Origin of the sequence: Aneurinibacillus migulanus (assembly GCF_001274715.1) — a bacterium.
Taxonomy (GTDB): Bacteria; Bacillota; Bacilli; order Aneurinibacillales; family Aneurinibacillaceae; genus Aneurinibacillus; species Aneurinibacillus migulanus.
Genome location: NZ_LGUG01000004.1, coordinates 3,248,576 through 3,270,164 on the forward strand (window position 1 = coordinate 3,248,576; position 21,589 = coordinate 3,270,164).

The following is a 21,589-nucleotide window of genomic DNA, read 5'->3' on the forward strand; positions in this document are numbered from 1 at the left end:
AGAACAATGTAAAATGATCAACCTTTTTTATAAAACAGTGACAAAAATAAATGAAATAAAAGCATGTTCATTTATTTGCGAGCAGTTGGAGCCACAAAACCTATCCCTTCTGGGGATAGGTTTTGTGTGTGTTTACACATTGGATCTTATCGGATGTTGAAACAAAAAGCTCCTTTTCGATACATGAAAACTACTATAGGGGTAATCATGGACCTATTTCTAATAACTGCTGTTGTCATGGTTATCAGTATAAGTACGAAAGGGTTATTCTAATTGCTTATGCCTTTTACCGTGAAAAATGCCCTTTCAAAGAATAGGAAAGGATGATGCGGGATGATTCTACCTACCATTCTATCATCCTGTAGCATCATACTCTCGTTATTAGTATATGCAGTATGAAACAAAGTGAACGGGACAAGCCCTATATTTAAGCAACAAAGTTAAATATAAAATTGTTCTTTGAATAGGCACAATTGCTTTATATAAACTACACTTGATATTTTGATAGGGTAGCGTGGTTGGAAGTAGGCGATTCAGAAAAAAGAGGGTGGATGTGCCCTGCACTCCAGCAGAAGAAAGGCCAACGTGTCTTTTTCCGACCGCTCCCGCCCACCGCCCTTCCTTCTTTTCTTCCCTCTCAAGAATTTGTCGATGTATCAAATCAGATGTATATAAGTAACCATCTTTTTCTGTATGCATTTTCACTGTTCTATCTCAGATTTTTTGTCTAAATATACTGAAAAACTATGCACCACATTAAATGGATTTTCCGGGCGCTACTTCAATTAGCGTCGATACGTTTATCCGTTATGTTGTAGACGTATGCAAAAACCTGGCACATCAGGGATTTAAACGTATTGTTTTACTGAACGGACACGGCAGCACAATGTCTCCCTACTTCAAGTTGCCACCCGGCTTACCATTGTTGATTATCCTGAAGTGATGTGCGTCTCTATCTCACACTGGGATTTCGAACCTTTGATTCATGTTGTTGGGCAGATACGCGAATCTAAATGCCCAGGTGGCATTAATCATGCTTGTGAATTGGAGACTTCCATGTATCTGGCAATTAACGATACGCTCGTCCAAATGGATAAAGCTGTAGGTGATATGGATAACCTACAGGCTTCCAAGTATTTCTGGCTTGGTCTTGTGGGCAGCGGGGAAGGAAAACCCGTCATGATGATGCCATATTGGAGTACGATTTCGAAAACTAGCACACTCGGAGAGCCAACCGTGCGACAAAAGAAAAAGGAGAAGCTATGCTTGCGGCCACAGTAGATGGGTTAGTCGAGTTTATTGAGATTTTTAAACAGAAGCAGATCGAACCACGGGTAAATCATCACAAATAAACGGAGGTGGAGCTTACATAGAACATGCTCTCTTGCAAATCGAAAAGATAAGTGTAGCTTTCCAAACACCTTATCAAAATGTAGAAGTGGTTCACAACGTGAATTTTGATATACACAAAGGCGAGACTGTTGGCCTTGGTTAGAAAAAGCCCAGTCTCAATAAAATGCATCCAATAAGATTTCCCGGAAAGATGAGTATTTCCCAGGTAATCGGAATGTTTCGACAACTTTTAACAATAGTAAAAAAATAAAACAGAATAGTGTCGTTTTGGTTTCTAGGCAAACGATATAATAATGCCCATATATCATCAGCCTTTTATTTCCTCAATTATCCAGAAACATATACCGAAAAGTTTGGTAAACTTCCCGAAAAATTTATATTATTTTTATCTATAAAAACATCTGATGACTTGAAAGAAAGTCAAATTCCTTGTAATCTTGTGTTGGATTAATAAGATAATCACTATCAACAAGAAATGAGAGGCTTAGTAACATGATTAAAGCAATTATTTTTGACCTCGATGATACGCTGCTATGGGATCAAAAGAGTGTAAAAGAGGCTTTTACAGCTACTTGCCAAGTAGCAAAGCAAAAATACGATATTGATCCTGAAGTACTTGAGGAAGCAGTACGAAAAGAAGCAAGGGAACTTTATTCTTCCTACGAAACCTATCCTTTTACACAAATGATCGGTATTAACCCATTTGAAGGATTATGGGGTAACTTTTTAGATGATGATGACAATTTCAAAAAGCTAAAAGAGATTGCTCCAACTTATCGTAAAGAAGCATGGACACGAGGATTAAAAGCAGCTGGAATCGATGATCCTGAGTTTGGATATGAATTAGCAGAACGATTCCCTGTTGAACGTCGAAAAAAACCATTTGTATATGAAGAAACGTTCAACGTATTAAATGAACTAAAAGAAAAGTATCATCTCTTGCTTTTAACGAATGGTTCACCTGATTTACAAAATACAAAATTAGAGATTACTCCTGAGCTTGTTCCATATTTTCATCACATTGTAATCTCTGGTGCATTCGGTAGAGGTAAGCCTGACCCTTCTATTTTCGAACATACATTAACATTGATGTCGCTACAAAAAGATGAGGTCATTATGGTCGGTGATAACTTAATGACAGATATTCTAGGTGCATCCCGTGCCGGCATACATTCAGTATGGATAAACCGTCATAACAAGGAGCGAAATGAAGTTATTCCTGATTATGAAATCAAACACTTAGAGGAACTTTACCCTATCCTTGAGACACTAAATAAAAAATAAATGCCGAGATTAAAACATAATTAATTTCAATACGTTCATAGCGGCAGCTTGTTCTATGTGATTACCGTCCAACAGTCGAATTTGCCACTCTAACATTATAGTACCGGTCTATGAACAACCAGCTTCAGAGGGTCTGATATCAGACCCTCTGTTATTTTTTCGCAAAGTAGCGTCTTTCAGTAATACATTTTGCAACTTTTCAAATTACTTCATGCACGCATCAGCTTCCTCGGGAGAAAGAATCGGAACTTTAGAAAGCGTTTTCAAATACTCATTCTCATTATATCCGAATTCTTGAGCTTGTCTACGAAAGTAGTCTATATCCGGTTCTTTATAAAAAAACACAGTTGTTCTTGAGACGAAATAACTTTACAACAAAGTACCGCAAAGAAATGCATCTTTGCGGCACTTCAACCTATCCCGAAATTTTGAGCAATAGTAATATAGATGTTTAAAAACAAAGTGTTAAACTCTTGTCGCTACATTCTTAATTTGTATAATGGGCAGGAAAAATCAACTCAATCTGTTATTAATTTTGAATACATCTTGAGGTCGATAAACTTTCCTTTTGATCTTTCATACTGTCTAAGCAACCCCTCGAACGTAAAGTTTAATTTTTGTAAGACTTTTATTGAATTCACGTTTTCAGGTTCTACTTTTGCTTCGACTCGATTTAGTTTTAAAGATGCGAATGCGTAATCCAACAAAGAACCGATGGCTTCTGAAGCATAACCTCTGCCCCAAAACGCTTTGGCAAGGTCACATCCGATTTCTACTTTTGCGTTTTCAAAATCCAAGGAATTATAACCACAAGAACCGATAATTTCATTGGATTCTAATTCAATTATGGAGAAACGAACAGCTTTATTATCCTGAGCAAGTTCATCAAGAAGTTTAATTATATCTTTTGCCTGATTTTCTTCAATGAAACAATCGACATTCATGAATTTGGTAACATCTGAATCAGACCAAATTTTAAACAAACTAGACGAATCTGATACTTTCGTCTTTCTTAAATATAATCTTTCTGTGTATAACTCTGTAATCAATACTTTTACCTCCATTATATTTTTATAGTCAGGTTAAAAATATTGATATCTGCGCATAGTTCAGTCCCTTCATTTTTAAGATAGTTTTATTGTTACTTAACATTTATTCATATATTCCACTAATATATGCGCTTCAGCACCTCTTTATTTCTCTGGACTCAAGGCAAATCGTAAAGCCCGGCTAATCAAAATCGGTAGTACGGATACATGGCCTTCACCTTCGAACTCTTTGAACGCTACTCCTACTCCACGACTTAATAGGGGTGATAGGCGTTCTGACAATTCCCTCGCGTTATCGCAATTACGAGACATATGGCTTTTCTCTAGCTCTCCTACTCCAAGCAGTAGCTGGACATTAACAGGCTCCTCCTTTACACGGGATACGAATTTCCGCTCCTGTTCAAGCAAATATTGCTTGTTCCAATGGATAGATGGGCTGCCTGCAATATAGTACTGAAATGCATCTGGCCTAGTAAACAGCGCATACAGGGCGAAAAGGCCACCGAGAGAATGACCAAAAATCGTTTGTCTACTGCTGTCAACCTTGAACTCGCATTCAATCTGCGGCTTCAGCTCCTCCTCAATGAATTGCAGGAAAGCTGCTGCTCCACCTTGTTCAGGCAAGGCAGTTCCGTCGGGCTTACGGTCGTATTCTGTAGTTGGAATCGGCGTGAAGTCGTAAAACCGATCCGGTGCATACGGACCTTCAGTCTGATAGCCAATGCCTACAATAATTGCCGGAACTACTCCAGTTTTATCAGGCCGTCGGCTCTGCAGGCGTACCGCCTCCACCATCGTTCCGAATACAGAATTAGCATCCAACAAATAAATGACCGGATACCCTGAAGGAGGAGGGTCTCCCAAAGGTTGTGCTACACTAATTTGGTATGTGCGGTTTTCTGCACGTGAACGAATCACCCATTGTTCCGTATCGGGAATTTCGACCTTGTAGCGTACGCTATCCCTGAGCGTGATTATGTTCTGTTCGTTTTTTTCAAAAGCCTTTCCATCCATTTCTATCTAATCCTCCCACTTACTTGGCTAGCAGCCTGACTGTATCGTCAACAATTTTCTCATAAGCGATCAGACCGCTGCCAAGCCAATATTTATTGTCCACTTCATACACCTGTCCTTGTTTCACGGCAGGAATGTTCTTCCAGATAGGGTTTTTCATCATTTCCTTCATGTGCCCGGTACCCTGACCATAAGCATTGATCACAAAAATATAGTCCGCATCAATTTGCGGAAGTATCTCCAACGATACATTTGCACTGTTCTTTTTCTCCACTAACCTGGAAATCCCAAGTCCTAGATTCTCGTGCACAACATAACCGCACAAGTATTTGCCGCCCATCAGGCTAACACCTTTGGCAGCAAAGCGGATAATCGCTACCTTTTTTCCTCCTACCGCTTTATCTAACTTTTCCTTTGCGTTGTTTACTTTTTGTTGATAAGCCTGTAACGCATTATCAGCTTCGTTAGACTTACCGAGCAGTTCTCCTAGTATAGTCAGAGACTTTTCGATATTTCCAGAAGCATTGTTAAACACATAGGTTGGCGCGATTTTGGAATAACTCTCATAAGTGCCATTTTGGGCAAAAGTCGCAGTGTGCAGAATAATCAGGTCGGGATTGTAGGTCATTAACACCTCTGGCGATGGCAGTCCTCCTGAGAGGTCAATCTTCGGCACATCCTTCAATTCCTCTTGTAGATAGTCGTGTCCCCTGTTACCGTTGGACCACTGAGCCACTGGCTTTACGCCCAGCTTAATCAGAGAATCCTCTAGATTGGGGGCGAAAATTCTCTTGGGCTCTACAGGAACTTTAATCTCATGGCCAAGCTCGTCTATTACCATCCGCTCACCGGACAGTTCTGAGCTTTTCTCCCCTGATACAGAAGCTGTTGAAATCGCACTCTGCTGTTCGGACGTTTTCATACTGTTCTCCATATTGGAGCTGCAGGCTGTTAGTAAGCTTCCTATAAGCACACAGCATAACAATGCCAAAGTCCATGCTTTAAAGGCAGTCCTAAACACGGTACATCCCCTCCTTTGATAATAATTCTCAATTAAATTGAGTATAAATCATGAGGGCAAGATTCACCATAGACGTTATCCGGAAAAGTATTTGGACAATTTCCTGTTGTTAACTAACAGAGTGACAGAGCGGGAAGAGATTCTATATCTTCTTCTTTAAGATTTCTTAGTCCAGATAGCTGCTTTCCTGTAATTTTCCATGTATAGAAATCGATTCTTAAGACAAACTAAGCGTTAGGACAACCGAAAGGGCTGATTCCATGTCACGTAACAAGCTGTTAGTACCAGGAAGCGAGGATGTGCTTGAGGCTATGAAAAATGAAATCGCCAATGAATTTGGTATTGAACTCGGTGCAGACCAAACAGCCAGGAATAACGGTAAAGTTGGTGGAGAGATGGTCAAAAGGTTGATCCGAATGGGAGAACAAGAGCTTTTGAAAAGAAATTCTCAATAGCTCATCCCTTTTTAAAGGGCCACTCATTATTTGAGTGGTCTTTATGTCTCTTTTTTTCGACAGCATAAAGGATTACTTATATTTGCTTATGATAAAAACGGATCGCTTATTAGGCAAAATAAAAGCAGCCTTGTATGTAACGGCTGCTAAATACTGTATTTTCTCCTCTTTAAGTAACAACATCACACTATATCTTTACATAATCCTTTCGTTAAGAAACCCCGATTCATCAAGGAAAAACCCGAGAAATTTGTTAAAAATATGAGTAATTTTACAAAAGCGCATGATATTTTCGGAAATCTATCTAAAATTATCAGATATTTCCCTTAACCGCTTTTGATTATTGAAAAAAAATAAATATATTAATAATTAAAGTTAGCACTCACTAATATGGAGTGCTAACAAAACATTTAAAAAGGGAGGCTGAACACCGATGTTGAAACCCTTGGGTGATCGAGTTGTCATCGAACCACAAAAGCAAGAAGAAGTGACGGCCAGCGGTATCGTCCTTCCCGAAAAGGCAAAGGAAAAACCAATTCAGGGCAAGATAATTGCCATCGGCCGAGGGCGTTTAAACAATGGCACAGTGGTTCCCCTCGATGTACACGTAGGTGACGTAGTTCTTTACAACAAATATGCGGGAACCGAAATCAAAGTTGAACAACAAGAATATCTCATCATGAGAGAGTCCGACATTTTAGCAATTCTGGAGCCTTCTGTTAAAAAGGAGCTGGTTACAAATGGCTAAACAAATTCTATTCAGTGAGAATTCTCGCCGTACTATGCTACGTGGGGTTGATACACTGGCAAATGCTGTGAAAGTTACGCTTGGTCCAAAAGGGCGAAACGTTGTTCTTGAGAAAAAGTTTGGTTCTCCACTCATTACGAATGATGGGGTTACGATTGCCAAAGAAATTGAGCTTGAAGATCCACTTGAAAATATGGGTGCAAAATTAGTAAAAGAAGTCGCTACCAAAACAAATGATGTGGCCGGAGACGGAACAACGACGGCTACGGTGCTTGCCCAAGCGATGATTCGTGAGGGGCTAAAAAACGTTACCTCTGGTGCGAATCCCATGGTTATCCGAAAAGGCATTGAAAAAGCCACCCGTGTTGCTGTCGAACAAATCAAAAAAATAGCGAAGCCTGTGGAAAAGAAAAATGAAATTGCCCAAGTAGCCGCTATCTCTGCAGCAGATGAGGAGATTGGTCATTTAATCGCGGAAGCGATGGAAAAAGTCGGAAAAGATGGGGTTATCACCGTTGAAGAATCGAAAAGGTTTCTTACTGAACTCGAAACCGTTGACGGAATGCAATTTGATAGAGGGTACATATCGCCCTATATGATTACCGATACCGATAAGATGGAAGCTGTATTGGATGATCCTTATATTCTAATCACAGACAAAAAGGTATCGAACCTACAAGATTTGCTGCCTATGTTAGAAAAGGTCGTACAACAAGGGAAACCTCTTCTGCTCATTGCAGAGGACGTGGAAGGGGAAGCTCTTGCCACTCTGGTGGTCAATAAACTACGGGGAACCTTTACGTGCGTAGCCGTGAAAGCTCCTGGCTTCGGTGACAGACGCAAAGCGATGCTGCAGGATATTGCTGTTCTAACCGGTGGGCAAGTGATTACGGAGGAAGTTGGTCTTAATTTGAAGGGTGCGAACATCGAACATATGGGACGGGCTCGCCAAGTTCATGTTACAAAGGAACATACGACCATCATCGACGGTTCCGGACGGAAACAGGATATTGATGACCGTGTACAGCAGATAAAAAAACAAATGGAAGAAACAACTTCCGATTTCGATCGAGAGAAACTACAGGAGCGATTAGCGAAACTGGCCGGAGGTGTTGCTGTCATTAAAGTTGGAGCGGTGACGGAAACGGAAATGAAGGAGAAAAAATTACGTATTGAAGACGCTCTAAACTCGACCCGTGCAGCAGTTGAAGAAGGGATTGTGGCTGGTGGCGGTGTTGCTCTCATTCATGCAATCCAAGCTGTAGAAGATGTTAAAACCAACAGTAGCGACGAAATGACGGGGGTAAACATTGTCCGTCATGCTCTAGAAGCACCCATTCGTACCATCGCTTCCAATGCGGGAATTGATGGTTCCATCGTTGTTGAGCGAATTAAAAATGAGGAAGCTGGGATCGGTTATAACGCGTCTACCGGTGAATGGGTCAATATGATGGAACAAGGGATCATTGATCCTGCCAAGGTTACCCGTTCCGCTCTTCAGAACGCGGCTTCCGTTGCCTCTATTTTCCTAACAACTGAATGTGTGGTCAGTGAAAAACCAGAACCTAAAAAAGCGGGTAGCGGGGCAATGCCTGATACGGAAATGTAAGAGAAAACTCGCCCGTTTCGGGCGGGTTTTCCTCGAGGGGTGATCGTGTGCGTGAGTATTTGCTCTACTGCATCTACTGCAACGAATATACTTCACTTGGAAAACACGTTGAAAAAGAGGGCCATTTTGAAGGTGAATACTCTTTATTGTATAACCAGCGGATAAATAACGATGATATCCTTTGCCGGTTCCTTATTCGGCACGTCGGTCATGATCTAAGGATGTACTACAGCCCAACAGATGACTATTCTGATGTTCTTAAAAAAGCGGATCGCTTCATGGATGCAGACATCGACACTATCGTTGAGTTAACAGTCGACCGTGAGGCACAAAAAGTCAATGAAATACAAATGGAGCGCGGGCTGGGTCAACTGCAGCTTAACGTACTAAACAAACTATTGGATGAAGCGGTGAATATTATTTCCAAATTACCGACCAACACGTCGGCAGAGGCCCAATTTCTACTTGGAAAAGAGGAAGGACTAAAGCAGGCGCAAGCCATATTGAAAGACCTTATGGATAAAACAAACACACTCTATAAATAGGGTCTTTTATTTTCAAAGATTGACCTCTTGTATCGAAACCTTGCTTATCCCTTTCTATAGTAAAAGTGAAAAGGAAATGACTCGATCTTTATGGGAGGAAATCAATATGAAAGAGTTGTGCATTTATTGTGGCGAAGAACTCGCATCCTGGCAAAGAAACCGAAGTTACTGCACAATGTGTAAGGAAGCAATGGAAGAGGTTTATAGTGATGATATGTATGATAACGATAAATAAAAATACTGGGGTTAGATGTAGATTCTAGAACAGAGTAAATACTATCCGTAAATGTTCAAAAAAGGAGGAGTTCAAAATGGCTGCAAAAGCAGGACGCAGACGTAGAAAAATTGAGCATTTCCTTCGAAAAGAATTTAAAAAGGTGGACAATCAAGCAAAACGGCAGCCCCCAGAATATGTTTTTAGTCTGGTTGAAAAGAGCACTTCAAATACTGCATCAGTAAATAAACGAAATAAACTAGCAGAGATGGATATTGGAACCCCCCTTAATCCCATATTCTGATGCTTTAAATATATTCCTATAATAATAACTCCTAAAAACTTTCGGGTTTATAGGCTCCCCATCAAGTTAAAGTTTTATTGCCCCCCAGAACAAAGCTTTCAGGCTTTCTTTGTAACAAAGAGGCTTATTTACCGTTTTGGGGGTGACTTGTTTTCTTATATACATCTTACTTTATAAATGTACATATTCTTGTGGTAGGAAGTAAGAAAAGAAGGAAGGGCGGTGGACGGGAGCGGTCGGAACAAACACGGCCGCCTTTTTTCTGCCGAGGCGTAGGGCGTATCCATCCTCCTCTCCCCTACCAAAAACAAAAGGGAAAGGTAAACATTATATTCACCTCTCCCTATATGACAATATTCATCAAATATTATATTCTATCATTATCACTTTTTTATTATCAACTAATTCCACCTTGTGCATCACAACGGAACTCTACACTTGCTCTATGAGTCGAATAAACACCATCTAATTTCAATTCTCCTCCAATACTAATTTCAAATGTACGAGCAGCATCAATTAGTCTTGGGGTATAACCTGTTTGTTTCCAGGTTCCTTTTGATGTTCTCGAAGTTAAAGAGTTAATCGTCTTAAAAAATTGTCTCTTAGCAGTATGATTATACTCTGTCTCAAAAGAACCTGTAACATATAAACCTACAGCTACGCCTTCAGAATAAATCTGCGTCTCCTTCGTTTTTGAAATTCCAGCAATATCAACAGGACCGGATGGATTTGATAATTGGAAATTTTCAAATCTCAAATTAGCTCTAGCAATTGCTTTTTGTCTAAATTCTTCCGGCTCAACCCAATCTTCCTCAGTAAACTCATCAAAAGGTGCAACCCACATATTCGTACCCTCATGATCCGCCACTACTTCTTCGATAATTTTAACATATTGCTTATAATACGCTTCTTTTTGTTCTTGTGTCAGTTTTGCTTGATCCACTGATACACCTTCAACGTTTTTAGTAGTGATTTCTGTTGCAAAAACTGATGAAGAGGCGATTGGTGCTGCCATTAATCCCAATAACGAAATAATGGCTACATACTTTTTTAGATACTTATTCAATTTCCCTCCTCCTTTTTAAAGATTAGTAATATATTTACAATCGCACTCTACCATAAGTTGCAAATTACTAAAATACTTTATTTTACATTTTAGGAAATATACATTAAAAAAGATTATTGATTATCTATTTTTAGACAGACTACTCCCGTATAAGTTGACGGGTAAAACCTACAAAGCTCACAGGAGAAACCAAACGTACCGTTTTACGCTCTTCATCTAACACTTTAAGAATAAGATAAGCAATAAGGGCCGCAAGAAGCGAACCTTCGTAAGAAGAATCGCTCCTAAATAACAAGACTGATACTTAAATGACAATAAAATTGTTTAAAAATATGGATAATCAACAGGTGTGATGTTTTATTTTTTTACAGCATGAAGGTAGTGAATGGTTTCAAAGGCTGATAGGTAATCTTTTCGATTGCTAAAATAAAGTTCATTAATTTTAGCCGGTGATAAATGTTCATAAATAAGTAAACCTGATTTTTCTAATATATTCTCTAATTCATCATAAGAAAAGCACGATTTCATTGGTTCTCCACTTGCTGCAGCCATTTTCACCATGTTTTCCACTCGATTAGAGAGTCCTTTTTCTTCAAATAATTTTTCGTCTGCATAATCGAAAACGATGGAACTTCCTGATGGGACTTTGGCAAATAAATGATCGAACAAGCTTGAATTTTCCTCTTTCGTTAAATAATAAGAAACACCTAAAAGACTAAAGAAAGTTTTTCTGTTAAAATCAAACCCTTCATCTATTAGATTTCGATAGGAAAACTTTTTGGTGAAATCCATAGAAACAAAATGAAGAGTACTCGGGATTTTAAAATTAGCTTCATCCAATCTTTTCTTTTTAAATTGTTGTGTAGCTGGATAATCAATTTCAAATATTTCTAGACTGCTATCCAATTCCGGATGTCTAAAACAAAAAGTATCTAAGCCAGCTCCAAGTATGACATATTGTTTTAATCCTAACATCACTTCATGAAGTACTACCTTTTCGCAATATGCAGCACGTGCCAAGGGCGTCGGAGAAAGTTGAATCTGTGTAATCCATTTTAATATTTCTTCTGTATTCCCCTTAAATTTTTGCGCGATATCTTTGTTGAAGAACTGTATGCCTTGCACCATATTCTCTTTGATGTCATTGAATTCTTTTTGTGAAATTAAATCTTTGGCGATATAGTCATTAAAGATTTTAGGGGTATCAAATTGACTATGATAAGCTCTGCTAAAAGCTGATATTAATGAAGTTAAACTGGATTCACTTTTTTTCATGCAAACACACTCCTTCATTTTAGAGCAAAAAAATAAGATTCCCCTGGCCAGGAGAATCTTATTATACACATTAATAATATAAAAGTAAATTATAGCACAAATAAATTATTTTGTCAAGTGTAAATCGTTATTCGTAACTGTTTTCATACAAATATTTACACCTAGTTTAGTCAAAAATCAACACGAAGCTTTAACATAGCCCAACTAAAAAATAAGTAACTGGACTCTTGTAAAAAATTTGTCGAAAAATGAGCAATAAAAAAGGACATTCCGACCTTTTATAGAAGTTTGGGCTACCACACCTAAAACCACTCAAAAGGAGAATGTCCACTTTTATGGTAACTTTTCACTCTTCTATCGTCAAGTTTGTTTTTGCGCTGAATTTACTCTTATCGAAGCCACAACACCGACATTTGCTTGCTTTTCTTCATGGCATCATTCTTTGCGAGGGCCGAGTCAACATCAGCCAAATTCGACGATCATCCAACCATGATCGCGACCTTAGTTGTATGACTCGCTTTTTACAGGAATCTCCTTGGAACCCCCAATACGTTACGAAGCAGCGGCTTTCCTATTTGATGGAAACCATTCGCCAGACGCGTGCCAAATGGGGAGATACACGTCCGATTACGTTCCTGATTCTAGACGACACACAATGTAAAAAAGAACGTTCCACTGTGAAAATGGAGGGTCTCGATTTTCATTATTCTCATTCAGAAGGAAAATCGGTCTGGTCTCATTCGCTCGTGACGGCTCATGTGGTAACGGATGATCTCTCGGTTGCCTGGGATTTTCGTTCCTATTTTCGAAAGGAAGACTGCAAAGAGCGAAACGTCCCGTTCAAAAGTAAAAATGACCTGGCGATTGAACTCCTTGAAACCTATTCTTCTTCACCAGATGAACACGTATATGTCCTGATCGACAGCTGGTACACCAGTAAAAAGCTGATCGATGCCTGTACCAAAAAGGGATTTCATGTCATTGGTGCGTTTCGCTCGAATCGAATGATCGCTCCGTTTGGGATGAAAATCAAAACGTCCACATTTGCGTCCACCATTCTTCGCCCGACTGACCTCTGCCCCGTTACCGTAGACGGTCAGACGTATAAGGTGTACGCGTATGAAGGACCGCTGAGCAACATGGAAAATGTGCGTGTGTTTCTGTCCTGGGAAGACAAGTTTGACCCGAAAAAACTACCGTTTTGCCTACTGTGTACGGATACCAGCCTGGATGTCGTGACCGTCCTGCGCCACTATGCCGTACGCTGGCAAATCGAAGTTGGGTATCGGTACTTTAAGGAGTTGCTTGGTTTCGATCAGTACCAGCACCTTTCGCACAAAGGGATCGAACGATTTTGGACGATTCAGTTTCTGGCGTATACGTTTCTTGCGCTTGAACAGGCGAAAGGAAAACGCCATTCGCCGTCGCTCACATTAGGAGATGTGGTACGTCGTATTCGAAAGGACTGTATGGGGCAGCTCATTTTGTATGCCTATGAACAAGGATGGGCACAAAAACCTCTGGTTGAAGTGCTTAAAAATCTAAGACTATCCTCGTAATCGTTACATTTTATTCTTTTACGCCACCCGTATGCCCATTTTTGGGATCGGACGGAAAAATGCAAGAGTCCAGTAAGTAACACAAATAGACGCAGACAAGGTTTTATGCGTCTATTTGCTAAATGAAGCCTTGATGGAACATCGTTAGGGCTATTTATGTTGTTTACTTGAGTATTATTGATCGCTACTTAGCGATCAAATTGTCAACTTTCATCAGAAATTTTACGTATGTGAGGTTAACGGAATTGCTCATATCAAACCTGTGAAATCAACATCGCAATAAAAGGTGCCATCTACTCCATCCACCTATAATCACAAAAATAACTCCGCCAATAGTATGGTCACCTTTCATACTGGTCCACAAGCTACCGCCGCTCTTTTTTATATTAGAATCAGAAATCCAGCAGCACTTAAGATTCAATCAATCCGCTGCCTCCGGCTGCTCCACATAAATTCTAAATAACTGAATGTATAACACGATACTAATGAATGCAAACACCAAAATGATACTGAATATTCCCATAGGCGGCATCCAACTAGACAGGAAAACTGTCATCGGCGCCAAACATTTCCCGATCGTGGATTGCAAGCTATCGGCTCCCATATATTGTCCTCTTGCATGCTCCGGGGCATAGCGGCTAATAAAGCTTTGTGTCACTGGAGAACGTACAATCTCACCAAAGGTAAAGATTATCGTAACGAAAAACAAGAACCATATATTGTTGTTCAGTCCAAGGGAGAATGTGCCTAATCCGGACAACAACGATGACAGAATAAATACATTGCGTTCTTTCCAATTACGGAACCATTTCGTAACAGGAAGAATAAATAGAACAAACAAAAGACCGTTTAACCCCAGTACCCACCCAAATATCTCCGTACTGGATAACATAAGGGAATCACCATTCCATGTGAATAGAGCCTGAGCAGGAACATTATTGATCACGTATACGGCCAAATATAGATCCAGTTGCATAATGGGTACCAAGGCAAAGATGCCTGCCAAAATATAAACCAGGAACACCTTATCGCGAAAAATAATACCATATCCCTTCCACTGTTCCTTTAATACATGCGTAATCGAAGTTGAACCTTCCCGGCTTTTCGCCGAATGTGGCAACGTTTCATGAACCATGATATAAATTGCGATAAAATATAGCAGCAAGACCAATGCGCAGGTCCACAACAGTTCTTGCCGGTAACGGAAGAAGAAAATGGCTCCAAGTGCAGGCCCAAGCACTGCACCAATGTTATTGGCCGTCATAAACGTTGCGAATATCTGACGAAGGTTTTGTGCGGGAACCAGGTCAGCAACCATAGCGGAGCTTGCAGGCCTATAGATGGCTGCCCCGAGCCCAATACCGATAAATGCGATATAATCAATCCAATGGGACGGCGACACCGCAAACAGTGCAAACATCACCGTCTGAAGCAAGGCACCTAGCAGCATCACGGGACGCCGCCCTAATCGGTCCGCCCAAGCTCCCCCGATCAGACTTCCTATAATGCTAAATATCGGAGGGACTGTCATCAAAATGCCTGCAATATGATTGCCTAATGCCCCACCAAAATATACGGTTATAAACGGAAAGTACATCCAAAACAGCATGTTAAACAGTGCTTCTCCGATTAATCTAACTTTCAAATTGTTATTCCATAAACGTATTTGCACAAGCCCCTCCCCTTTCCACAACAACACATGTTAAATTTAAAAATATATACACTACGGAAGTTTCCCGGCCGGGTATACAAACTATAGAACATTATTCTGACAAAATATAGACTTATAATTATAGATGGTTTATACTGATAATATGGAAGTCAAATATACCCAAATTTATTTTAACTGCTTCAAAAAACGAACATTCGTTCTAAAATAAAAAAGACGCTCCCGTCGGAAGCGTCTTTTTTGGTGCGGAACGTTATCTTCTTTTTTTGCGGCTCGTCATTAACCGGTCAACTTCATCAATTATGCCCCCAGAATTTTCATGATACCAAGCTATTTCACCAAGCTCGCCGTACCGATAGCCATCCGCCTCCTAGTTACAGACGACACCTCACCATCATCACTTACCGAGTAACATTTCTTTAGATCCAAGTGCTGAGAAAGCAAATTACAAAATGGGATTGCATCATTCTTCTACTTCAACATACTTAACTTCTCAATCGCTTGTTGTTCGGTCGGCAAGAAAAAGATAGCGTTTCCGCTGTTACATTCATAGATGAAATCTTGAAGGCTTTGACTTGAATACACAGAAAAATCTCCAACAATTGCAACCTTCACACGATAATTGCTGAACTTCTGAAGGATTTCGCCTGCAAGACGTGTTTTCAAATCGAAAAAGCTTTCGCTTAGTAAGGATTTGTTTATAATGATACGATCACAGCATGCTTCATATTGTACGGTTGCCATAAAATCCAATGCTGACTGAACATCTTCTATTAATATCTCACTGCTGCTCACGACGGCAATATTTCCCCCACCTACTTCTACCTTCGCTATATCCATTATGCTCCTAAAGTGTAATCAAGAAATTTCTTAGCTTATTTTTTTATGTTTCATACCTAAATGCATCCTAAAAACGAAAAAACGTATATTTTTAAGATGAAATACAGTCTATATGGAGCTGTTCATGCGCCTGTCTGATATCCATCAAAAAATAAACCCTGGTTTTGGAATATATCCAATAACCAGGATCTACTTTATTGCCTGCGAAGCTATTCAATTTCTTCCTGTGTAAGCTCGATTAATTCAGCCATAGTTTCGTTATCCATTCCTTTTTGTATCATGCTCAAGGCAACTTTCATGACGTTCCTTTTGATGGATCTATTCTTTTTTATTCGCTACTTTAATCTGCTCGTGTTTTGATCATCTGTTTGAGTCCCCACTGGAACAGCCTTGCTAACTCCTAAAACGTAATAACTAATCACGACGATACCCAAGAAAACAATTCCTGCAATAAGGGAGATGCGTGTATCATCATTAAACCACATCCCGATTAATACCATAAGCAAAAAGGCAATCGTTACGTAGTTTGTCACTGGAGCAAGAGGCATTTTGAATGGATGAGTATCCATTACAGCTCCTTGTGCTTTTCTGAATTTGATTTGACTAATTAGAATAATAAACCACGGAACCATACCAGGAAGTACACTAGCACTGTAGACATACACAAATAGATTTTTTGGGGCAAGATAGCTCAGGATAACACCAACGCCCAGACCTACTAGTACGCCAATCGTTCCCAGCAAAGGCACACCATTATGAGAAAGCTTCGTAAATATTTTTGGTGCTTGTCCATTTACTCCTAATGTATAAAGCATACGTCCTGCACTATAAATCCCACTATTGCATCCAGACATGGCAGCGGTGATGATAACAAAGTTAATGAACCCTGCTGCTACTGTAATACCAATTTTCGCAAAAGTTGCAACGAACGGGCTGCCAATCGCTTGTAATTGATCCCAAGGGTAAACGGTTACAATTACAAAAATCGCGCCAATATAGAAGATCAAAATACGCCAAATAATACTTTGAATCGCACTCGTTAACGTTTTCTTCGGGTCTTTTGCCTCGCCTGCTGTAATCCCGATCAGTTCGACACCTTGATAAGCTCCAATCACTAACGACAAAGCAAAGAAGAAGCCTGACCAGCCGCCAGTAAAGAAGCCCCCATGTTCCCAAAGATTCGATAATCCGATTGCGTTTCCTCCATTGCCAATTCCAAAGAAAATCAGTCCAATCCCTGCAATAATCATTAAGACGATGGTTACGATTTTTATCATCGCAAACCAAAACTCAAATTCACCAAATGATTTAACAGAGAATAAGTTTGCTGCACCGAGAATCACCATTGCGATAATGCCTGGTACCCAAGTGGGTAAATCCGGAAACCAGTACTGCATATAAGTCCCTACGGCAATAATTTCTGACATCCCGACGACGACCCATTGGAACCAGTTACTCCAAGCCGTTAGATAACCTGCTAAGGGATGAATGTACTTATGGCCAAAGGTCGCAAATGAACCTGTGCTTGGTTCCAAGTACAGCATTTCCCCCATTGCACGCATAATGAAAAATATAAAAATTCCTGCAATCGCATACGCAAGCATGACGGACGGACCTGTCCATTTAATCGTGCTTGCCGATCCCATAAATAGCCCGACACCAATTGTACCGCCCAAAGCAATCATCTGAATGTGACGGGCTTCCAGGGATCTTTTCAATTCTTTGTTTGCCACTTTTGTTTCTCTTCCTTTCTGCCACTGCTAGTGGTAATTTAGGAAAGCTGCTAGAGCACTCTCTTTTCAATCCACACCGATGAAGCTGGCACTTATTTTTTATTTATCAAAAAACTTTTTTACGAGACATTCTAACCAGATAGAAAGGCTATTCAGCTTTCCTACCTTATGCTTTACTGCTGAATTACTCATTGTATTATAATATGTTTTTTTGATGAAAACAATTGTATTTATCAGAAAAACACTTGGTAAGTCAATATGCTTAGGATAAAATAAAATCAAAATATATATTATTTACAAAATATTTTCTTCATAGTATGCGATGAGTGGTTTGGGCAAGTCAGAACTTCAACTGATAGGAAGATACTTAATTATATAAAGTATTTTATGTATTTGATAAGGTTCGGCCTATGTGCTCTGTCGGCTAAATCCCCTTTTTTTCATAGCGAAAATAATCATCACCAACCAGCTTCGATGCATGATTATAGAAGCTTATATGATATTCCATAAAATGATTTAGCGTATACTTCATCCTTAAAAAGTACCCATCTAAAAAACACCCGGAAAGAAGCCCAATGGAGAATCAAATGCGGAGCGGTTAGTTCATCTTTGTTTACATATCTTATAAATTCACTTATAACATGTTCATATGACCCCTGATGTGCATAAACTGGGAGGCCCGTGACCAGGAATAAAGCCGCTGTACAAGCAACGTTAAAGCATACTGGTACGATGCATATGCATACGAAATCCTCCTTCATGCCAAATACATAAAGAGACAGTGCAACACTTACTTTAGATTTGTACCCGAAATTTAAGAAACCGCTCTTATATTGTTTTTTTGATTAAAGATATATAAAATAACTAGATACAGGAAAATTAGGCAAGGAGGCGCTCAAATGATTACACCTATCTTACGCATTTTTGATATCGAAAAAGCAAATGCATTTTACTTAGATTACTTAGGTTTTCAGCTAGATTGGGAGCATCGGTACGAAGAAAACATGCCTTTATATTGTCAGGTTTCTTTAAACGATGCTATCTTACATCTATCTGAACATCATGGCGACTCTAGCCCTGGGAGTGCTATTAGAATTAAAGTAAAAAACTTAAAAGACTTTCATGGCTTATTATCTAAGAAGAACTATTCTTATGTAAAGCCTGATATAGAGAATTCCCCTTGGGATACTATTGAAATGACGGTAATAGATCCTTTCTTCAATAGAATAACCTTCTATGAAGATCTTGAATAAATTGTAATCAGGCACAATTCTTGCACAAAGAATTGTGCCTTTTTAGTTATAGTCGTAAACTTGATATAAAATCTGTTTTTTGGTGTTTTTTATGGACAAATACTGTGCTTTATCAAGGTATAGATACATACTTATTTTGTAAAGAATCAGTTGTTTATGTCTCTCAGTTCTTTGGTTAAGTAGTTGATGGTAGTCGTTCGTTCTTGTGTATCTTGATTGTCGTATATAAGTTGTTCAATCAAGTCCCAGATATCCTCCAATTTACGTCTACTCTGATAAAACTGCAGGGCAGTAGGATTAACTACAAAATTCTTATGGACCTTCTGATATATACTTAAAAAATTATCATAATATGGCTTGTCAATTAAAAACATTATATCCGCTTCAACCGATGCTAATTTCAGCCCTTCCCAGTCCATCAGCATTAGTTGTTGTCCCGATTGCATTAGATTCCAATTGTGAATATCTGTATGACACAGAGCCATTCTTAAATTACAGTTTTTCAAATGTACAGACAGCTTTTCAACGGTATCAATCAGACCATTGATTTGTTCAATGTGCGGGTTCATCAATTCTCTTACATCACTTGGAACCTTGTTATACTCCTTATCCAAAGTGCTCCTTAGCTGTTGCAAAAACGGAACATAAAAATCTTCCTTAACAGCATCCGTTTCAATTGGTAGTTCTTTTCCATATAAATGGAGCTCTGCTATTATTTCCGAGAGTCCACAAACTTGTTCCTCTGTCAAATTTTTATCGCCAATCGTTTCTCCACTAATATATTCATAAAGCAAATAAATTCCATCATCATCTTCGCACTTATAATCATTATTCTTTGTTAATAAAGGTACAGGAATTTTATCATTCAAGCCGCTATTATGTAGGAGCCAAACCATAATAGGTACATATTTATCTATAAGAGCTGTCAATTTTGGAGTGGATGCTCTGCTTTTTTCGTAAACCTTTAAGAAGTACGTATGATTGTTGTTAAACACTTTATATGCGAGTGCTGACCAGCCGCCTTGCTGTGGGGAAACATTTATAAATTCTATATCATACTGCTCTTTCAAAATATTTTTTAGCTTGTTCATAAGGTCCTCCTCAAAATAATCTGTATCTTAAGAGTTGAAACCGTCTCGAAATCCGTAAATCATTGGAAGTGTACTCAAAACTGATAATCACTAATACGTAATTTGATTATAACGAGGTAATCAATACGTTTTCCATTAAATTCCGGCTACCATATTAAAGATAACTTGTAGAGCAAGGAGCGGTCAAACGTATAAATAGCCCTTTCCAGACTAATGGAAAAGGCTATTGCTCTATTCTGCCAGCTTATTGTTGAATTTTTCTATATTTTTAACAGACAGGTACGGCGACAATCCCTACTTTTGGTAGATAGCATTCTTAATATTCACTCCATTCGAACGACTTCTCGAATAGCAAGTTCGCTATGTTTCAACTATTCTTCATGTACGGTCAATATTTCGCTAACCGGTATCCGCTTCTTCGTTGAAATAACCAAGATGCAAGGTGTCCACAACTCTCTCCCCCGGCTTCACACCGACTGCTTGCAGAAACCTCGGATGCCAATTGTAATCGTTCGTCTTCCAGACGACGCCGATCTTCCTCTCCCAGGCGAGCAGCTGCAGATTTTGAATCAGGGCCTCTGCTGCCGAGAACGCGTCTTCAAACTGTTTTTGACGTGGATCGGCTTCAATGATGACCAAAAGATGCGCTTATCTGGTGGCAGTGTTGATACATCATTCTTTCGCCCCACTTCTCGACTTCTTCCCTAGAATACGCCAGCGCGACAGCCCCAGCAAAAGTCCTACGTCCTTTTTCCATAAACAAGATAAACCGCCAAGGTTCCTTTACGGAATGAAACGGTGCCCAAACCGCATCGTTTAACAGATCAATCACCGTCTCCCTATCCATCGATTCACCGTTAAAATCCCGGATCGTCCTCCGTTCACGGAGCTAATGCCACTATTTGTCTCCCGAAGGAAGCAGCGACCGGGAAATAATCGATACTCATGGTTTTCCAACCAGAGTGAACCTTGCCCCGACTCAACAAACAACAGAAGATGCGTGTTCGTCGCTTCATCTCTTTCAATGGAACACAGCTTTCTCCGTGGAGCCGATTTCAGCACGAACGATACTGTCGCTGAACTATCTACCGTCTCATCGGTATTATCATCCATAACGGTCTTTGCATTGATCATATGTAACCCTCTTTTACTGATCGGACGTTAAATATAGTTTGTGAAATATAGGAAATTGAATTATTATTAATATAGATTATTTTTCAAAAAAAGAGAGGTATGCTTATCTTTACTTAAGTATTCGTTATACAAAAAATGCTTTAGGATTCCTTATAGTCCAGCAAATCAACTGACATATTCCGCTAATGATTGGAGGAGATTTTCATGATTAAAGTAACCAAAAAAAGAATTGGATGGGCTTGCTTTAGTACTTTACTTCTTAGTATTTCATTCGCCCTTTATTATGGATTTTGTTTAGCTCTTTTTTGGCTTCTAAACATTAGGAATCCCCCTTATAATCTTGTACTTCTAGTTAGTAGCATTTTGTTCACAT

The 21,589-nt window shown here is 39.4% G+C and carries 24 protein-coding genes and 1 pseudogene; 11 read left to right on the forward strand and 14 right to left on the reverse strand.

Annotated features, from left to right (window positions below):
* The first annotated feature begins 760 nt into the window (after positions 1–760).
* From AF333_RS36865 to AF333_RS17435, 3 genes are all read left to right on the forward strand, one after another.
* Complete coding sequence (locus tag AF333_RS36865; RefSeq protein ID WP_074715215.1) at positions 761–943, forward strand: creatininase family protein; 183 nt, start codon at positions 761–763, stop codon at positions 941–943.
* Positions 943–1,281 (forward strand): creatininase family protein, encoded by a 339-nt coding sequence (locus AF333_RS36870; RefSeq protein ID WP_407638644.1) that lies wholly within the window; start codon positions 943–945, stop codon positions 1,279–1,281. The genes AF333_RS36865 and AF333_RS36870 overlap by 1 nt, the downstream gene beginning before the upstream one ends.
* A 564-nt stretch (positions 1,282–1,845) precedes the next feature.
* Positions 1,846–2,637 carry an HAD family hydrolase gene (locus tag AF333_RS17435; protein ID WP_043064588.1) on the forward strand — a complete coding sequence of 264 codons (792 nt, stop codon included), beginning with the start codon at positions 1,846–1,848 and terminating at the stop codon, positions 2,635–2,637.
* 204 nt (positions 2,638–2,841) lie between these two features.
* Here AF333_RS17435 and AF333_RS37520 read toward each other — a convergent pair whose 3' ends face one another.
* The 4 genes from AF333_RS37520 to AF333_RS17450 form a co-directional block, all read right to left on the reverse strand.
* Positions 2,842–2,982 carry a PocR ligand-binding domain-containing protein gene (locus AF333_RS37520; protein WP_080787616.1) on the reverse strand — a complete coding sequence of 47 codons (141 nt, stop codon included), beginning with the start codon at positions 2,980–2,982 and terminating at the stop codon, positions 2,842–2,844.
* Positions 2,983–3,155: 173 nt separating this feature from the next.
* Complete coding sequence (locus AF333_RS17440; protein ID WP_043064587.1) at positions 3,156–3,686, reverse strand: GNAT family N-acetyltransferase; 531 nt, start codon at positions 3,684–3,686, stop codon at positions 3,156–3,158.
* 144 nt (positions 3,687–3,830) lie between these two features.
* Positions 3,831–4,700 carry an alpha/beta hydrolase gene (locus tag AF333_RS17445; protein ID WP_043064586.1) on the reverse strand — a complete coding sequence of 290 codons (870 nt, stop codon included), beginning with the start codon at positions 4,698–4,700 and terminating at the stop codon, positions 3,831–3,833.
* Between the two features lie 19 nt (positions 4,701–4,719).
* A complete protein-coding gene (locus AF333_RS17450; RefSeq protein ID WP_407638645.1) occupies positions 4,720–5,622 on the reverse strand; it encodes an ABC transporter substrate-binding protein in 903 nt (300 codons plus the stop codon).
* 359 nt (positions 5,623–5,981) lie between these two features.
* Here AF333_RS17450 and AF333_RS17455 point away from each other — a divergent pair, with 359 nt between their 5' ends.
* The 6 genes from AF333_RS17455 (at position 5,982) to AF333_RS17475 (ending at position 9,596) form a co-directional block, all read left to right on the forward strand.
* A complete protein-coding gene (locus AF333_RS17455) occupies positions 5,982–6,176 on the forward strand; it encodes an alpha/beta-type small acid-soluble spore protein (RefSeq protein ID WP_043064584.1) in 195 nt (64 codons plus the stop codon).
* 433 nt (positions 6,177–6,609) lie between these two features.
* A complete protein-coding gene (gene groES, locus AF333_RS17460) occupies positions 6,610–6,924 on the forward strand; it encodes a co-chaperone GroES (RefSeq protein WP_043064583.1) in 315 nt (104 codons plus the stop codon).
* Positions 6,917–8,533, forward strand: a complete 1,617-nt coding sequence (groL, locus tag AF333_RS17465) for a chaperonin GroEL (RefSeq protein ID WP_043064582.1) — start codon at positions 6,917–6,919, stop codon at positions 8,531–8,533. The genes groES and groL overlap by 8 nt, the downstream gene beginning before the upstream one ends.
* A 47-nt stretch (positions 8,534–8,580) precedes the next feature.
* The gene (locus tag AF333_RS17470) at positions 8,581–9,078 is read left to right on the forward strand and encodes a hypothetical protein (protein ID WP_043064581.1); all 498 of its coding nucleotides are present in this window, start codon (positions 8,581–8,583) and stop codon (positions 9,076–9,078) included.
* Positions 9,079–9,184: 106 nt separating this feature from the next.
* Positions 9,185–9,313: a hypothetical protein gene (locus AF333_RS36875; protein WP_255322300.1), complete on the forward strand. Its 129-nt coding sequence runs from the start codon at positions 9,185–9,187 to the stop codon at positions 9,311–9,313.
* 76 nt (positions 9,314–9,389) lie between these two features.
* Positions 9,390–9,596, forward strand: a complete 207-nt coding sequence (locus AF333_RS17475) for a hypothetical protein (RefSeq protein WP_043064580.1) — start codon at positions 9,390–9,392, stop codon at positions 9,594–9,596.
* 397 nt (positions 9,597–9,993) lie between these two features.
* Here the strand turns inward: AF333_RS17475 and AF333_RS17480 are convergent, their stop codons facing one another.
* Both AF333_RS17480 and AF333_RS17485 read right to left on the reverse strand, forming a co-directional pair.
* Positions 9,994–10,662 carry a hypothetical protein gene (locus AF333_RS17480; RefSeq protein ID WP_052811821.1) on the reverse strand — a complete coding sequence of 223 codons (669 nt, stop codon included), beginning with the start codon at positions 10,660–10,662 and terminating at the stop codon, positions 9,994–9,996.
* Between the two features lie 357 nt (positions 10,663–11,019).
* Complete coding sequence (locus AF333_RS17485; protein ID WP_043064579.1) at positions 11,020–11,937, reverse strand: class I SAM-dependent methyltransferase; 918 nt, start codon at positions 11,935–11,937, stop codon at positions 11,020–11,022.
* Between the two features lie 335 nt (positions 11,938–12,272).
* Here AF333_RS17485 and AF333_RS17490 point away from each other — a divergent pair, with 335 nt between their 5' ends.
* On the forward strand, positions 12,273–13,496 hold the full coding sequence (locus AF333_RS17490) for an IS701 family transposase (RefSeq protein ID WP_043065383.1): 1,224 nt from the start codon (positions 12,273–12,275) through the stop codon (positions 13,494–13,496).
* Positions 13,497–13,917: 421 nt separating this feature from the next.
* Here the strand turns inward: AF333_RS17490 and AF333_RS17495 are convergent, their stop codons facing one another.
* The 4 genes and pseudogenes from AF333_RS17495 to AF333_RS17505 all read right to left on the reverse strand — a co-directional run bounded on the left by AF333_RS17495 (position 13,918) and on the right by AF333_RS17505 (position 17,738).
* Positions 13,918–15,168 (reverse strand): MDR family MFS transporter, encoded by a 1,251-nt coding sequence (locus tag AF333_RS17495; protein ID WP_043067511.1) that lies wholly within the window; start codon positions 15,166–15,168, stop codon positions 13,918–13,920.
* Between the two features lie 280 nt (positions 15,169–15,448).
* A pseudogene (locus AF333_RS35565) lies at positions 15,449–15,633 on the reverse strand (formylglycine-generating enzyme family protein); the annotation flags it as partial.
* A gap of 3 nt (positions 15,634–15,636) precedes the next feature.
* Positions 15,637–16,005, reverse strand: coding sequence for a DUF4180 domain-containing protein (locus AF333_RS17500; RefSeq protein ID WP_043067510.1), 369 nt, complete (start codon positions 16,003–16,005; stop codon positions 15,637–15,639).
* A gap of 335 nt (positions 16,006–16,340) precedes the next feature.
* Complete coding sequence (locus AF333_RS17505) at positions 16,341–17,738, reverse strand: amino acid permease (protein ID WP_043067509.1); 1,398 nt, start codon at positions 17,736–17,738, stop codon at positions 16,341–16,343.
* 899 nt (positions 17,739–18,637) lie between these two features.
* On the opposite strand from AF333_RS17505, the gene AF333_RS17510 reads away from it, so the two are divergent.
* On the forward strand, positions 18,638–18,991 hold the full coding sequence (locus tag AF333_RS17510) for a glyoxalase superfamily protein (protein ID WP_043067508.1): 354 nt from the start codon (positions 18,638–18,640) through the stop codon (positions 18,989–18,991).
* Between the two features lie 146 nt (positions 18,992–19,137).
* Here AF333_RS17510 and AF333_RS17515 read toward each other — a convergent pair whose 3' ends face one another.
* From AF333_RS17515 to AF333_RS17530, 4 genes are all read right to left on the reverse strand, one after another.
* Positions 19,138–20,082 carry an aminoglycoside phosphotransferase family protein gene (locus AF333_RS17515; RefSeq protein WP_043067507.1) on the reverse strand — a complete coding sequence of 315 codons (945 nt, stop codon included), beginning with the start codon at positions 20,080–20,082 and terminating at the stop codon, positions 19,138–19,140.
* 399 nt (positions 20,083–20,481) lie between these two features.
* Positions 20,482–20,721 (reverse strand): nitroreductase family protein, encoded by a 240-nt coding sequence (locus AF333_RS35570; RefSeq protein WP_052812280.1) that lies wholly within the window; start codon positions 20,719–20,721, stop codon positions 20,482–20,484.
* Positions 20,708–20,929, reverse strand: coding sequence for a nitroreductase family protein (locus AF333_RS35575; protein WP_052812278.1), 222 nt, complete (start codon positions 20,927–20,929; stop codon positions 20,708–20,710). Before AF333_RS35575 ends, AF333_RS35570 begins: the two co-directional genes overlap by 14 nt.
* The gene (locus tag AF333_RS17530; protein ID WP_043067506.1) at positions 20,911–21,216 is read right to left on the reverse strand and encodes a cupin domain-containing protein; all 306 of its coding nucleotides are present in this window, start codon (positions 21,214–21,216) and stop codon (positions 20,911–20,913) included. The genes AF333_RS35575 and AF333_RS17530 overlap by 19 nt, the downstream gene beginning before the upstream one ends.
* Positions 21,217–21,589 lie beyond the last annotated feature (373 nt).

Bases quoted from the DNA above. Each gene is read 5' to 3' on its own strand.
- AF333_RS36865 (WP_074715215.1), top strand. From the start codon at position 761: ATGGATTTTCCGGGCGCTACTTCAATTAGCGTCGATACGTTTATCCGT.
- AF333_RS36870 (WP_407638644.1), top strand. From the start codon at position 943: ATGTGCGTCTCTATCTCACACTGGGATTTCGAACCTTTGATTCATGTT.
- AF333_RS17435 (WP_043064588.1), top strand. From the start codon at position 1,846: ATGATTAAAGCAATTATTTTTGACCTCGATGATACGCTGCTATGGGAT.
- AF333_RS17445 (WP_043064586.1), bottom strand. From the start codon at position 4,700: ATGGATGGAAAGGCTTTTGAAAAAAACGAACAGAACATAATCACGCTC.
- AF333_RS17450 (WP_407638645.1), bottom strand. From the start codon at position 5,622: ATGAAAACGTCCGAACAGCAGAGTGCGATTTCAACAGCTTCTGTATCA.
- AF333_RS17455 (WP_043064584.1), top strand. From the start codon at position 5,982: ATGTCACGTAACAAGCTGTTAGTACCAGGAAGCGAGGATGTGCTTGAG.
- groES (WP_043064583.1), top strand. From the start codon at position 6,610: ATGTTGAAACCCTTGGGTGATCGAGTTGTCATCGAACCACAAAAGCAA.
- groL (WP_043064582.1), top strand. From the start codon at position 6,917: ATGGCTAAACAAATTCTATTCAGTGAGAATTCTCGCCGTACTATGCTA.
- AF333_RS36875 (WP_255322300.1), top strand. From the start codon at position 9,185: ATGAAAGAGTTGTGCATTTATTGTGGCGAAGAACTCGCATCCTGGCAA.
- AF333_RS17475 (WP_043064580.1), top strand. From the start codon at position 9,390: ATGGCTGCAAAAGCAGGACGCAGACGTAGAAAAATTGAGCATTTCCTT.
- AF333_RS17485 (WP_043064579.1), bottom strand. From the start codon at position 11,937: ATGAAAAAAAGTGAATCCAGTTTAACTTCATTAATATCAGCTTTTAGC.
- AF333_RS17490 (WP_043065383.1), top strand. From the start codon at position 12,273: ATGGTAACTTTTCACTCTTCTATCGTCAAGTTTGTTTTTGCGCTGAAT.
- AF333_RS17500 (WP_043067510.1), bottom strand. From the start codon at position 16,005: ATGGATATAGCGAAGGTAGAAGTAGGTGGGGGAAATATTGCCGTCGTG.
- AF333_RS17510 (WP_043067508.1), top strand. From the start codon at position 18,638: ATGATTACACCTATCTTACGCATTTTTGATATCGAAAAAGCAAATGCA.
- AF333_RS17515 (WP_043067507.1), bottom strand. From the start codon at position 20,082: ATGAACAAGCTAAAAAATATTTTGAAAGAGCAGTATGATATAGAATTT.
- AF333_RS35575 (WP_052812278.1), bottom strand. From the start codon at position 20,929: ATGGATAGGGAGACGGTGATTGATCTGTTAAACGATGCGGTTTGGGCA.
- AF333_RS17530 (WP_043067506.1), bottom strand. From the start codon at position 21,216: ATGATCAATGCAAAGACCGTTATGGATGATAATACCGATGAGACGGTA.